Consider the following 14,919-nt stretch of genomic DNA (forward strand, 5'->3'; position numbering starts at 1 on the left):
CTCAAGAATCAATCGTCTATTCCACCAGTCCGGCTTCGAGTTTGAAGAAGGCGTTGGTGGGTTGTGTTTCGGTGCGGAACCATGCGCAACCGTCGGGGGCGCCGTTGGTCGGCAGGACGGTCAGTGTCCAGTCGATCAGGTTTGTGGAGCCGAGCACCGCCACATCGACGTACGGCAGGGTGGCAACGTCCTGCGCCGGGGTTTCGACGACGGGCTTTCCGTCCACCAGCCTGATGCCCAGCATCAGACCGTTCTGGGCGTTGGTGCCAAAGGCGTATTCAAATGCGTTGGGCACGCCGTTGCTGTTGTTGTCCATTGCAAGGAACGCGGCCAGGTCGCCTGCATAGCCCATTTCATTTGCCCAGAGGGCAAAGCCTTCGTAGTGCGGCATCCAGAGCACCTGGTCGAGCCAACCGCAGTCTTCGCCGGTCGAAAGGGTGCTGTCCTTGTAGTATTCCCAGCGCAGGACGTGGGAAGCATTGTCCTCGATCTGGTAGGAGGCTTCCGTCCAATCCACTTCGCCGTTGAGAACCAGTTCGTCATTCCCGTCCACCATGAATGCCAGACCATCGAAGCGATCCTCGCTCGAAACCTTCCATTGGAAGGTCAGGGTTCCGGGGCCGGCCACCGAGGTTTCCAGCCAGCTGGTTTCCTTGTCGGCAATGGAACCGCTTCGGGCGGCATCTACGCCATCGCCGGTGTCAACGGTTTGCACGAACCAGTTCGACGATCCGCCGGTGGTCCAATCCAGGTGGTTGTCGAGCGCCTCGGCAAAACCGATGGCCGAGGGATCGAACGTGAAAAGGACGCGGGCATCGGCGAAGCGCGGCATGGGTTCCTCGTTGCCGGTGTTGTCGGTGGCCACGGAGAAGAATTCATACCAGCCATCGCCTTCGGGGTAGACGAACGAAAGGTTCCATGGGGCCACCGAGGCGGTTCCAGCGATCGTCCATTCGGTCCATGCGCTGCCGTCGATCGAGTGGCGGTAGTAGAAATCGACGCTTGCCACGCTGCCGCCGGTTACGACGGGTTCTGCATAGTCGATCTTCAGGAAGGGGCCTTTGGCGCCGCCGTTGTATTCCTTGGCATCGAAGACCAAGTTGTTGGCGGTTGCCGCGTCTTCGACCGCGGCCTTGACCACCAGGCTGACCGCGGCATCGCCGGAACGCTCGCTTTCCACGAAGGAGGTCACGTCCCACCCATACCATTTGTAGCTCTCGGTGGAGAGGGTGGCCATGTCCAGCGATGCTCCGAACAGCGGCTGGTTGCTCCATGTGATGGAATCTTCGCTCCAGCTGTCATCGGTCGCACCGTGGACATCCACATCCATTTCACTGGTCGCGTTGTATGTGCCGTAGCAATAGAGTTCGAGGGCGGCGGAACCGATGACGGCTCCGGCGGGTATTCCGCTGAGATCGAACCGGGTCCAGATGCGCTCGTTCCCGTAGGGCGAGGAGGCCGAGGACTGGAGGTAGAGGTTTGGGCTGCTTCCGCTGTTGCGGCCCTGGTCGCCGGACTCGACGTGCGCATCGTCGGTCGGCAGCAGGATGGAAAGGGATTCCTCAGTGGAATCGGAGGCTGAGGCCGCAAGGATGAGAGGGGAATCGCCCTGTTGAACCGGCACAATCGCATCCACCAAGGAAAAGGGAAGGTAATCGATATCGACCGGGGCGCTTTCGACCACATAGGCTTCGGCGCAGCGGAAGCGGCGCTCGTCGTAGCGCATGGTTTGCACGCCGGCCAGCTCCAGGTGGTCGCCGATGTCCCCGGGCAACGCCATGAGGTCGTAGCCGCCTTCGGTATAGACCGAAAGGGTCTGGCCCATGCGGTCCGTGATTTTGTGGCTGCCCGTTTTTTCGCCCTCGAAGGCAACATAGCGGTTTTCGTGGTATTCGTCCCAGAACTCCGAAATGGAACCCTTGAAGTCCGGCAGGGCCAGCGCAGTGTTGGTTCCGACGATGCGGAACTCGACGCCGTCGGCCACGATGCCTTTTTGGTCGACGAACTGCGGGTTGCCGGCATGGAAGCCGAACTCCCCTTCGATGTCGATCAGCATGCCGTTGGTCAGCGCGCCCTCCTCAAAGCCGAGGTAGGAACGGTAGAGCATGACTTCCGCCAGGCGGTTGGTCGCGTTGATGGAACCGTCGGCATTCACCAGGTTTGCATCCACATAACCGCCGCGGCGGGCAACCGTGTCGTCGGTCGCGCTGAGCAGGCGGACATAGGCACTTTCGAAGTAGGGTTCGGAGTTGGCGTCGTCCACCATGGTGACCACCGCACGGAAGCGCCCGGCCGAACCGGTGTTGAGCACATAGCGGTCGCTGGCCACCTGCATCGGGTTGTTGCTCGTGAACTGGGAGGTGTAGTCGATCATGGTCTGGCGGATCGAATAGTCGTACTCGACCGGGGTCGGGTCGCCCCAGCCGCCGGTCGCGAAATCGTTGTCGTGGGCATACATGTATTTGCTGACCGCCACATTGAAGGTGTCGGTCGGGTTGATCGGCACGCCGCCCTTTTCGATCTTGTAGATCACACCGTCATCGGCGAAAACCTGCCAGCCCCGGGAGATGGAGGTGCCGCAGTGGTCTTCTTCGATGAAGTCCCAGATTTCCTGCCCCGTGGCTTCAATCAACACCATATTGTCGTCCTGCCACGGATAGGTTTCGTAGAGTTCGAGATAGGTGATCTCGCCGGCGGCGTTGTCGCGGCGGACGCCGCCACCGGACTGCAGGGCCAGATCACAGCTGTCGGGCGTCTGGGTGTCGATGTACCACTGCATGGAATCGGACACCCAAGCCCCGGCGGCATTGTCGCCCGCCCACGGGAACTCGGAGTGCGTAAACCATTTGTCCTTGTTGAGACGCAGGTCGACCGCGCTGTAGCCGATCACCTGGTCGAGCGCGTAGGCCACGTTGGTGTCGCCGTATTTGGTGTGCGGGTTCAGGGCATATTCCGTTTTCAGGTCTTCGACCACCTGGGCCACATCCGGATCCGGCGTGATGTCGGCGCAGCGCACCACATTCTTCCATGAATCGATATACGATCCGTCGTCCGCCAATTCAATCTCGCCCACGTACTGGCAATAGGATGCGGCTTCGGCAATGATGGTTTTGTGGTTGATGTCGGAAGGCTGCCAAACGGTTTCGGTCATGGTGTGCCAGTGGCCGCCGACCACGACGTCCGGCGGTTCGGTTTGGCCGTCGTCTTCGACCAACTGCCATTTGCCGTCGGAATCGCTGGCAACGCGGCTATGGCCGACGTGGACCAGCAGCAGCACCATGTCGCACTGCTCCACGTTGCGCAGGTGGTCGACATAGCCCTTGATCTGTATGTCACTGGCATTGTTGTTCCAGGAGCAGGTCAGCACGTCAATCACGGGTTCGGTGGTTTCCTCGAGGTGCGAGGAGGTGTCGGTGGTGTAGCCGAGAATACCGACCTTCTTGCCGTCGGCCACGACCGTTACATACGGGTCGAAATAGGGCGTCGTGGTTCCCTCGTGTACAATATTCATGGAGATGAACGGAAAGTTGGCGAGGTTCTTCATGTTGTTGAGCATGTCGATGTGGCGCACGTCGTGGTTGCCGACCACCGAAGCGTCGAGTCCGCGCCCGCGCTGCAGTTTCAGTTTGCGGTCAAGCTCGTTGTAGAACTGGATCAGGCCGCGGTTGCCGTCGATGTCGCCCAGCACGTTCCCTTCCGAAACGTCCCCGGCATCCACGATCACCGACCCCGGTTCCGCAGTGGCCAGCTCCAGCATCTTGGCGGCCATGTAGGCCGCGCCGCCCACCTTCTCCAGCACCGGGACATCATTCGTGCCCGTGATGTCGTAATCGTGCGTGGTCAGGCGGGAGTGGACATCGTTCACATGGATCACGTGGATGCCCTCGTTGTATTCGCTGGCCAGGCCGTTGACCGTCACGCCGGATGAATAGTTCGTTTCCGAATCGACCGACCAAATGCGGAAATAGTATTCCCCGTCTTCTTCCAGCCCGGCGTTCATGACCACAAATCCCGAACCGTTGAAGATGACTTCACCGCCACCCGGAACCGTGTCCACATAGGAGAAGGCTGTTCCTTTGGCCGGGATGCCGAACACGTTGTTTGTACTACGGGCGATAAGCACATCGTCGGCATTGGCGTTGGGGCTCCAGTAAACATTGACCTGCCCCGCTCCGCCCGGCTCAGCGGAAACATCCTGGGGATTCTCCACGAACACCGCCCCCGTGCCGTAGCCCGAAAGGGTTACGTTGTCGAACGCAATATCCTCATCGCCCGAATCGAGGTGCAGGCTAATCCGCAAATCGAGCGCCGCCCCCGTGCCCGGGATGCTTTTTTCGAAGAGCGTGAAGGCATCGGTCAGTGCCGCATCGTCCCCGATACCGTCAAAATCCGTATCTTCATACGCTTTCGAATTATATTGGGCACCATCGTTTTCAAACCACAGGAGGTTGTTCCAACCGCCCCCGTCGATCCGGTATTCAACGTGGGCAAAATCCGCCGCGTCCCAGTCATCGTCCCCGTTGTAGCCGACGTCTTCGGCAAACAGGGCGGAAAACACCAAGCCGGTCATGCCGAAGATGTCGAGGCCGTTCCATGAGAGCGTTGCTTCGCCCCCCGGCGCACCGGGATCGGCATCCATGTCCTGCCCGCCGAAATAACCATTGCCATGCAGGTTCGTGTAAACCACATACGAACCCACCGAAATCCCGTCGGAGGCAACCCGCCCGAAATAGTCCCCTTCCCCATCGGAGAGTTCCGCGATCGATGGCACGTAGCCAACCGTTGGGTCTTCAAAATCCTCGTAGAGCAGATTCGTTTGAGCCTGTGCGGCAAGAAGGGAAAGACAAAAAAACGCGGCGATTTTTTTCACGGTGAACGACTCCTTGGGGTAAAAGTTGCGCCAAGGTTCGTTCCGGAGTGTTAGCGGAATATCCTGTAAATGCTAAATCGCCGCTCGCATCGCACTAGCGATGGTTGAGCACTCCATTCAGGTATTGTTATTCGCCTTTAGTTTCCGGTCGATGCGGCTCGAACCGGGAGCGGCGGTTCTTCTTCGCAACTTCCACGGCTTCGCAGGATTGGCGGTAGAGCACTTCCTGGCTACGGACTTTTTCCCCGCCCTTCCTGGCCTCCGCGAATATATCCGACCGCTTTTGCTCCAATTAAGGCATCTTATCGCTAGCCAAAAGGTTGAAAAAGAGATCAGAGCATCTTTAGGAATGCCTGCCCTCTCTTTCGGATGACGGACTAATAGGTTTTGTAATTTGGAAGGCCGAAGATGTCGATGTGGCTGGCGAGGGATTTGCCGGCACGTTTTTCCTGGATTGATCCCGGCTCACGCATCTTGATCGCGAACCCGTCCAGCGGTAGCACTTGCTTGATCCGCTCAAGCATGTCCGCAGCCGCCGGATCGTAGTAGACGGTTCCATCATCCGGGGAATGGAGCACCAGAAGGGTGTTGCCAAGATAGAGATTGAAGTAGCCCGCTGTGCCCTGCAACTGAACCATGTTTTGGTGAACACTGTTTACAAAGCCCGCACCACGCAATGTTTCAAGAGCCTTCTTCGCATTTCGGGGAACCGTTTGGTTCGAGCCCTTTTGATAGATCTGGATCTCGATCTTCGCCGGATCGGTGATGGGCGCCACCGGTGCATTCGATGTTTTTGGCAACGGCGGCGGTGCCACCGAGGGGTATTGCTTCGATGCGGGAAGCCCCACAATGTCGATGCGCTTCGTCAGGTCACCCATGAACCGGGACTGCATCGAATCCTTTGGGCGCGGGATCATACGGTGCTTCGCATCCAGGGGGATGATCGACCGGAGCTTTTCCACCGCCGGTTGAGCTGCGGAATCGTAGTACACCGACTGCGCTTGGGAACGTATGAGGGAATCGATCGAATCGTTGCCCAGATGCAGCTCATGGTAGTCGGCTTGCTGCTGAACGAATCGTTTCCGGTGCACATATACGAATGGATAGCGATGGAGCGCCAGGACCCCCAACATTTTTTCCAGGGCGCTTTCCGCCATCCCGCTTGAACCAAAATACCAAACATGGATTTCCAGGTCGTCCGGAGTCAATGCCGCAAGCTCCACCTCCACAACCTGTCCATCAGGCTTGGCAGGCAAGGAATCCTCTTTCACCACCGGCTCATCATTCTCCGGCACCTTCTCTTTTTCATCGGTCAACGAAGCGAGCTGCTCAAGCTTTTGAATCCGATCCCGTTCCACCTGGCGCTTCACTTTCTCGGCGGCCTCCTGCTCGGCAAGCTTTGCAAGCCGCTCCACCTCGGTCTCCAAATCCTCGATGGTCTGGCTTTCGTCGCCTACCCAGGTGGCCGGATCCATCGTGTCCGGCTGCGCCTCGGTATATTCGGGAGGTGCCGGGGCGTCCACCGGAGCCATGGGTGGCCTCGATTTCCACACCAGCACGCCGCACAACCCCACCACGAGCAACAATAGTAACCAGACCATCTTGCTCTTTTGCGAACGAACCACCACGCGGTTCGGTGTCCAGCCCTCCGGCTGTACCGTTGCCCGCCCCTCTTCCAATAGTTTGCCGACCTGCTCGACAATGGCCGGGTGGTAGGACTCGAAGGGTTTCGGGAATGCATCGATCCACTGGACGTGGCTGAGATAGTAGGCCATGTTCTTGGTGAGCGTGAATTCCTCCACACGTACCGGCAGGATCTGCATGTTGCGCCCAATGGCGTGGTTCACCTCGCGCAGCACGTGCGGCGATTCCGCCGAACGGCGCGTCAGCAGCAACAGCATCACCGAGCACTGTTCGAGCCCATTAATGATCTGTTCCGCAAAGTCCGCCCCGCCGCCAATCTCCCGCGGCGCAAACCAGCACAGGAATCCCCGCGCCTCCAGCACCTCGACCAGTTTCCCCGCAACCGCCGCATCCTCCGACGCATGGCTAATGAATGTCTTGTGTTTCTCCACGATCTGATTCCCCACTTCGTTCATTCACTCTTGGTTTCGGCCTTCACCCAGTGCTGATAGGATGCCGCCACCTGTCTAAGCGGCTCCCACGCCGGCAGCAAGTTGTGCACGTAGCCAATCCCCATTTTGCCGGCGGGAAACTCCGCTCTGAAAAACCGCGCTTCCGTTGGACGGTAGAAGACCACTGCTCGACCTGCGTTTTCCGTGCGAGTCAATTCGCCACGGAACCCCCAAGGTTCCAGCGAAATATTCCATTCGCCCACCGCCACAAAAACATCACCGGGTTTCACCCCAGACCGTGCGCCGGGCGAGTTTGGCAACACCCGGTTGCAACCGTAGACCATGGGCATCGGCTTGTTTTTTTCGTTATAAAATAGTTCACGCATCATAACGTTGCGTTCACTGAACGTGCGGGAAAAACGCGAAAATCCCTCGCGGCACAGACACGCGTTGCCGTCCACGCCAAAGAACGCACGCTCCACCATGTTTCCACGGATGTCGTAAAGCGCAGTACTGTGGGCAATCCCCCCTTGGTCGGCACAGGGCTGGCCATCTTTTCCGAAATGACGCCACGCAATCCTGCGCCCCCGCCCATCGTATTCCATCTCGATCCGGGCAAATCCCGTTGCCCCCGGGGAAGGCTTTCCATCAACACCGAAATAGTGCTCCACCAGCACATTGCCCCGGGCATCGTAATCCTGTTCCATCCGGGCATAGCCCCCATTGTGCAGGCACGGCCTACCATCCGCACCATAGTATGCCCATGCGATGCAATTGCCGAGATCATCGTATTTCTTCACGAAACGGGCAATGCCGTCCTGTTGTGCACAAGGCTTTCCATCCATACCGAAATAGGACATGGCCACCACGTTCCCCCTGTCGTCGTATTCCCTCTCTTTGCGCGCATACCCTTCCTTGTGCATGACCGGCAACCCATCCACTCCCCAATAGGATTCCGCCGTCAAATTCCCCCGCTCGCCATACTCCCGTGTCATACGGGCATAGCCCTCCGGACTCAGGCATAGGGCCCCATCAACACCGAAGCACCGTTTTTCAACCGCATGGCCCCGTTGGTTGTAGCGCGTCTCCACCCCGGCAACCCCATTCCCGGCCAGGCATGGCTGGCCATCCACGCCAAAGCAACGCTCCGACTCCACATGGCCGCGCTCGTCGTATGCCTTCTCGATACGCGCAAAGCCCTCCGCCCCCAGGCAGGGTTTGCCATAGAGACCGAATAGCGATTTCCCGACCATGTTTCCGCGCCCGTCGAACTCCTGAACCGAGCGCGCATGGCTTCCCCCGAAAAGCGCCGGTTGGCCTTCCGCATCGAAATAGCGCCACTCGATCAAGTTGCCGCTTGCATCATATTTCATCTTAGCCCGACTGCATCCATTGGCGGCGATGCAGGGTAGGCCGTCCCGACCGAAGTAGGTTTCCTCAAGCACGTTGCCGAACTCGTCGTGCTCCGACGTCAAGCGCGCGTAACCCTCCTTGTGCAAGCAAGGTTTCCCGTCCTCATTGAAATAGGCCCATTCGATCACATTGCCGCGCCCATCGTAGGAACGCGTTATCCGGGCAATGCCAGCGCGATGCAGGCAAGGCGTTCCATCCATTCCAAAGAACGACTGCTCGACCAGGTTTCCATGCTCATCGAAGGCCTGTGCATAACCGGCCGTATGCTCGTTGTTCAATGTGGGATTTCCCTCGGTGTCCCAGTAGTGGCGCTCCACCAAATCCCCGGCTTCGTTGTAGACGGATGTCAACCGACCGTAGCCATCGCGGTTCAGACAGGGTTTACCGTTCATGTCCCGAAACGAGACTGCAACAACATTGCCCCGATTGTCCCACGAAGCCTCGCCGAGGGCATAGCCACCGCGTTGCAGGCAGGGATTGCCCTCGCAATCGAAATAGGCCTCCTCCACCGGATAGCCCTTTGCATTATGCTTCATGGCGATGGTCGCATAGCCGCCCTTACCGATGCAGGGTTGCCCATCGAGTCCCGCGAACCGGCCCTCGATCTGATTGCCATGCGTATCGTATTCCAAAGACAGTCGAGCAAACCCCTCTCGCACCACGCACGGCTTCCCGGCGACATCCTCGTAGGTTTCCGCGACCGCGTTCCCCCACTCATCGTATCTCCGGATGCTGCAGGCACTTTGGTTTTCGTTCAGCACAGGATGCCCATCCGCATCCACCCACGCAATACGCAACCGGTTCGCGTTTGAATCGTAATCATAACGCCGACCAGCCACGCCGGTTCTAGTTGGACACGGTTTGCCATCCACCCCAAGGTATTGAACCGAAACCACCTGTCCGTTTGGCGCATATTCGAAGTGCAGGCCGGCAACACCCGACGCATCGGTGCAGGGGGATTTGTTGCTGTTCAGGTAAAGGCGTTGCACCACCCGCCCCGCTTCATCATAGACCAACTCCCATGCGGCAATCCGGGAGCGGTGCCGACCAAAGACCATTCCGCCCCGACTATGTATTCCCGCCGTCTCCGTGGCGAGATGAACGGCCTTGGTCTGGTGGCGCCCTTCGCCGGTATCGCGAAACTCCACCACCGACATATCCGGCGTGTAGAACCAGCGCTTGAGTTTCCGTCCATTGGTGGAGTATTCCTGCGCCCACTCCAAGGAACCATCAGCACGATAGTGGAATTCGCGATCGACCGGGCGGTCAGCGGTTTCGGTATCGACCGCCGCCCAAACGGAATCCGACCCGTTGACGGAGGACACCCGGCGCACCCGGCCTCGGCTTTTTTCAAACCGCCACGACACATGACGGTGTCCGGCCTGCTCTTTACAGAGTTTTTGAATACCCTCGGGCAGCCCGTTCTCTTCCACATAATCGACATAGTGGTGGATCTTCGTGCGGTTGAAGTCCCAAAGTCCGACCCCACCTGCAACTGCTCCCAGCAGCACCGCCGCACCGCACGCCGCAGCCACGGCAACAGTGCGCTTCTTTCTGCGACCATGCCGATCCCACAGCATGTCGAACCTTAAATTGAGGATACGGGCAACGATTTTGATAAAGGCTTTTTCCCGGCCCAACTCGGGAATGCTCGCACCCAGCAACGCATCTTCAGCCAGTTTTTTCAACGCGGGGCAAAAACATTCTTTCCCCGGAACCACCGCATCCACTTCGCCATCGACAATGATCGGAATGATCCGGTCGGTTCGCCCCAGTTGGACAAAGCTTTCCACCTCGTGGTTCACATAGTGTTTCCCATCGGCATTCGGAATCGCGGAATTCGGGGAACAGACGACAATCAGGAATTGCGAGTCTTTCAACTCGCGGCGCAGCTCATCGGTCAGCACGCCGATGCCGAGGTCGGTCTGGTCGCGGAAAACAGGACGCACATGCTTTGGCAGGTGCGGCGCCTCCTTGCGAATGACGCTGGGCAAACGGTAGGTTTCGAGCCTGTGCTGCAACCACTTGGCCCATGCCTCGTCCCGATGGGAATAACTTATAAACGCATAGTGCCGATAACTGACGTCCCCCATACCCCTGCCTTTCCCTTGAACCCCACAACACACCATTCATTCACTTAAAAAGTATGAATGCAGAAGAAATAATGCACACGCGCGACAGATTCAATAGAAATGCGCATCGAACCACATCCTGCATTCCAGCAGGACGGGCCACGGAAACGAGCTTCGCCCTCCCCTTATTTTGATTCCGGGCGATGCGGCTCGAACTGGGTTCGGCGATTCTTTTTCGCGGTTTCCACGGCTTCGCAGGCCTGGTTGTAGAGGATTTCCTGGGAGCGGATCTTTTTCCCACCCTTTTTGGGCGCAACGCGCCGGTAGGAACCGTCGGCCATCAGCAACCAGCTGCTCTGGTTGTCGGCCATGTGGAGTTCCAGGGCTTGAATGAGCCGGTCGCGGCAGGCCTTGTCTTCAACGGGCACCATCAGCTCCAGGCGCTTGTCGAGGTTGCGCGGCATCCAGTCGGCACTGGCGATGTAGACGCGGGGCTTTCCATCGTGGTGGAAATGGATGATGCGCGCATGTTCGAGGTAGCGGTCGATGATGCTGACGACTTCGATATTCTTTGTCGGCTTGAGGCAGCATATGCCGCGGATGTTGAGCTTGATCTTCACCCCGGCCCGGGCCGCCTCATGGAGTTTTTCGGAAAGCGCCACGTCCACGAGCGAGTTGACCTTGGCGTTGATGACGGCCTTCCTGCCTCCCTTGGCGCGCTCGATTTCGAAGTCGATCAACTCCAGTAGTTTATTGCGCATGCCGATGGGCGCCATGCTGATGAGGTTGAAGCCGGCGGGCTGGGCGTAGCCGCATAGGGCATTGAAGAAGGCGGAGGCATCGGCCCCGAGCTCCGCGTTGCAGGTCATGTAGGAGATGTCGCCGTAAAGCTTGGCGGTCGATTCGTTGTAGTTGCCGGTGCCGAAGTGGCAATACCGCACGATGCCGGTCGATTCGCGCCGGACCACGAAACAGACCTTGGCGTGGGTCTTGTAGCCCTTGACGCCATAGATGACCTGGACGCCGCATTGTTCGAGGTCGCGCGCCCAGCCGATGTTGCGGGCTTCGTCGAAGCGCGCCTTGAGTTCCATCAGGACGGTCACGTTGATTCCGTTTTCGGCGGCGCGCTTGAGGGCGGCGATGATGGCGCTGTCGGAACTCGTCCGGTAGAGCACCATCTTGATGGCCATGGTGTCGGGGTCGACTGCGGCTTCCTCGATGAAGCGGATGACCGGGTCGAATGTTTCGTAGGGATGGTAGAACAGGATGTCGCGCTGCGCAATCTGGCCGAACATGGGTTCGTTGGGAATCACATCCGGCGAGGGTTGCGGGGGCCAGGCCTCGGTTTTAAGTTCATCGAATCCCTCGAGGAACGCCATCGGCATGAAATCCTTCAAGTTGAGCATACCTTCGATCGGATAGATGTTTTCGTCCGCCACCAGCAACTTCCTGCAGAGGAATTTCAAGAGCCCCGCGGAGATCCCGCGGTCGACCTCAAGGCGGATGCAGTCGCCGGTCTTGCGCTCCTCCAGCACATCCTCCATGCCGGAGAGCAGATCCGGCGCCTCGTTTTCCTGGACGGCGAAATCGGCATTGCGGGTAATGCGGAATGCCGCGCACTCCTTCACCTCGTAGCCGGGGAACCAGTTGGCGGCATATTTGCGAACCACCTCTTCGCGCAGCACATATGCATAGCCCGCTTCCGCCGGCAGCTGCACGATGCGCCCCCCCGCGCGGTCCAGCGACAGGACGGCATAGCGCTCTTCCGGCTCCTTCGTTCCCTTGGCCTGCAACCGAACCAGCAGGAGGAGCGCAAGGTTGGGTATGCGCGGGAAGGTTTTGCCCTCCACCGCAACCGGTGTGATGACCGGGAAAAGTTCATCGATGAACAGTTCGTAGATGGTGGATTCCTGTTCCGACGAGAGCGCGGCGATATCGGCATGGCGGATGCCGCCGGCGGCCAAGGCGGGCGAGACGACCTCGTTGAAGCACCCGTGCAAATCGTTCATCATGGCATGTGCGCGCGCGTTGATTTCGCGCAGCTGCGCGAGCGGGGTCAACCCGGCGGGGTCCTTTTTCCTGCGGCCGGCCTTGCGCGCCATGTGCAGCCCCCCAAAGCGCACCATGAAAAACTCGTCGAGGTTCGAGGCCGTGATGGCCAGGAACTTGAGCCGCTCAAGCATCGGGTTTTCCGGGGCCTTGGCCTCTTCCAGCACGCGCTGGTTAAATTCGAGCCAGCTGAGTTCGCGGTTGAAATAGCGTGGGATTTCCTTCTTCGCTGCCATGATTCCTGCCTTCTTATTACTGAACTAAACCAATCGGTATTGATTTGCACAGGACTATTGATAACAGGACTATTCGACAGCCCATGATCGTGATTTTAAAAATAGTCCTTTTCTCAATCGTCCTGTGAACTTCTTCGCACAAAGCCGCGCAAGCATTCATATCACCTGCGTTTCGCGCGTAGCGCAACCGTGCGCCCGTAAACCTGCTCGAACATTTTCCCCTTGCTCACCAAGGCCCTCTTTTCGGCGGCATATTCACCGGGGCGTTCCGCCTCCAGGATCACCTGTCCCTCGCCCAACACCACCTTCACCCCCCGGATCGCCTGGGTGTGCGAACGGTCGAGCGCGTCGGCGGCGCGCAGCATGGCGGCCAGCTTATTCACCACCAGGCGTTGCTCGCGCGAGAGCGAATCGTATCCGGGATGGCTGCCGCGCGGAACGGCCCCGCGGTGATAGCGCGCAACCAAGGCCGTCAACGCAACATCCTCTTCGCCCAGCCCAAACAAATCGCTGTATTCAATGATGTATTTGGCATGCTTGTGGTGGCTGCTGGTGCCGATGAATACACCAACGTCGTGCAGCAGCGCCGCCACGGTCAGGATCACCTCGTAGCGATATCCCAGCCGATGCTCATTCTGCATCGCATGGAAAATGGCCAACGCGTTGCCCTTCACGCATTCCGCATGCGCTTCGTCGAGTTGATATCTTCGCCCCACTTCCCGCACCGAATTGAGGATTTGTTCAACAAAGTCTTCCGTCCAGGCCGTCCCCAAGGCGGCCTCGGCCAAAAGACCGTCGCGCAGGGTGACATCGCAGACATGCACCTTCTTCAGGCCAAAGACCTCGGCGAGCCGGACATAGGCCAACAGCGCCGTGCCCAGCGTCTGGGCATCCTTGAACGGAAGGTGGTACTTGCGCGCCACTTTCTCCACGTCCATCCCCAGCACCTTCTCGGCCAGCCGGGCCAGCTCCACCACCTTCAATGCCGACAGCGAACCCTTGCCCCGCTCTTTATGGAGAACATTCGCCGCCGTCCGGGCTTCGCCGCCCATCAGCAACAGCACGTGCTTGCCTGACTCCTGCGCCACCGCATCGCGGCACTGGCGCACCCCGACATCGATCTCCATTTTCAGCAGTTCCAGACGGCGGGCTTCGGACCCCAGCTGCGCATCCATGTTTTCCCGCAGGCGGAAGGCCCCCATCCGGTAGGTATGGGCAAATTCCACGCGCCCGTCCTCCAGCCCCAGGAACTCGGTGCTGCCCCCCCCCACCTCAAACACCAGCAGGTTGCCCGAACGCAACGACGCATTGGTTTTTAGCAACGGACGGATGCCAAGGAAGGTCAACCGGTTAACCTCCGCCCCCTCGATCACCTCCACGTTGATGTCCGTGGCCATGTAGATGCGGTCGAGGAATTCATCGCGGTTGCGGGCCTCGCGGACGGCGCTCGTCGCAACGGCGCGGACGCCTGAACGCAGATCGATGTTATACTCCTTCAATACCATCGAAAAACTGCGCATCACCTTCACGCAGTCTTCGATCGTGCTCCGCGCGATGCTCCCCCGGGTGAAGGAATCGCTGCCGATCGCCACGCTTTGGTTGAGCGTATCGAGCGTTTGGAAGGTGCCATCCGGATGAATCTGCGCCACCACCATGCGGATCGAGGTCGAGCCAATGTCGACCACCGCCTTGAGTTCATAATCCGGGTTTGTGTTCGGTGTTTCCGTTTTCGCCATAGTTGATCCTCGAAAGCTCAAGATACGATACGCGCCGCGCCAAGGAAACGCAATCCATGTTAGCGTTTCGTTAGGGAAGCGAGACCTCGACGCGAAAAAAGGCCGAGGTGGTTGCTCGCGGTCGAGACGTGAAGCGCATTCGATTTCAATGCCGACCGAATTGGTGTCGGCGGCGGATCTTCATCGATATTGCTCCATTGCTGGTAGAGCTTTTATGTTGCAGTTATACTGACGGCCGTCAGCATAACTGCAACATCTGTGGGTTCTTTTCCCGCTTAGGTGAAACAAAACGGCGCGGAGCAGCGTTCCTCGGCCGACGCCGGTAGACGCGAATGCCGCGTGCCCGGCGACGTGCGTTTCGTGGTTGAAAGTTGCGCTTTGCCTAGAACGATACCTGAAGAGGGTCTGCGCACGGTTCGCACCTCCGTGAAGAACCGGTTTTTTTTCTGTCGAACGGAATCCCGGCAG

5 protein-coding genes are annotated in these 14,919 nt (G+C 58.8%); all 5 read right to left on the reverse strand.

Annotation, left to right across the window (positions count from 1 at the left end; translation table 11 throughout):
- Nucleotides 1-16: 16 nt before the first annotated feature.
- The gene (locus tag E9954_RS08950) at nt 17-4,870 is read right to left on the reverse strand and encodes a DNRLRE domain-containing protein (RefSeq protein WP_136078840.1); all 4,854 of its coding nucleotides are present in this window, start codon (nt 4,868-4,870) and stop codon (nt 17-19) included.
- A gap of 377 nt (nt 4,871-5,247) precedes the next feature.
- Nucleotides 5,248-6,969 (reverse strand): toll/interleukin-1 receptor domain-containing protein, encoded by a 1,722-nt coding sequence (locus E9954_RS08955; protein WP_136078841.1) that lies wholly within the window; start codon nt 6,967-6,969, stop codon nt 5,248-5,250.
- Nucleotides 6,966-10,451, reverse strand: coding sequence for a TIR domain-containing protein (locus E9954_RS08960; protein ID WP_168442106.1), 3,486 nt, complete (start codon nt 10,449-10,451; stop codon nt 6,966-6,968). The genes E9954_RS08955 and E9954_RS08960 overlap by 4 nt, the downstream gene beginning before the upstream one ends.
- Nucleotides 10,452-10,615: 164 nt before the next feature.
- Nucleotides 10,616-12,715, reverse strand: a complete 2,100-nt coding sequence (gene ppk1 / locus E9954_RS08965; protein WP_136078843.1) for a polyphosphate kinase 1 — start codon at nt 12,713-12,715, stop codon at nt 10,616-10,618.
- A gap of 161 nt (nt 12,716-12,876) precedes the next feature.
- The gene (locus tag E9954_RS08970; protein ID WP_136078844.1) at nt 12,877-14,451 is read right to left on the reverse strand and encodes a Ppx/GppA phosphatase family protein; all 1,575 of its coding nucleotides are present in this window, start codon (nt 14,449-14,451) and stop codon (nt 12,877-12,879) included.
- Between the last annotated feature and the right edge of the window lie 468 nt (nt 14,452-14,919).

The organism is Pontiella desulfatans, assembly GCF_900890425.1.
Classification (GTDB): Bacteria; Verrucomicrobiota; Kiritimatiellia; order Kiritimatiellales; family Pontiellaceae; genus Pontiella; species Pontiella desulfatans.

Bases quoted from the DNA above. Each gene is read 5' to 3' on its own strand.
- E9954_RS08955 (WP_136078841.1), bottom strand. From the start codon at position 6,969: ATGAACGAAGTGGGGAATCAGATCGTGGAGAAACACAAGACATTCATT.
- E9954_RS08960 (WP_168442106.1), bottom strand. From the start codon at position 10,451: ATGGGGGACGTCAGTTATCGGCACTATGCGTTTATAAGTTATTCCCAT.
- ppk1 (WP_136078843.1), bottom strand. From the start codon at position 12,715: ATGGCAGCGAAGAAGGAAATCCCACGCTATTTCAACCGCGAACTCAGC.
- E9954_RS08970 (WP_136078844.1), bottom strand. From the start codon at position 14,451: ATGGCGAAAACGGAAACACCGAACACAAACCCGGATTATGAACTCAAG.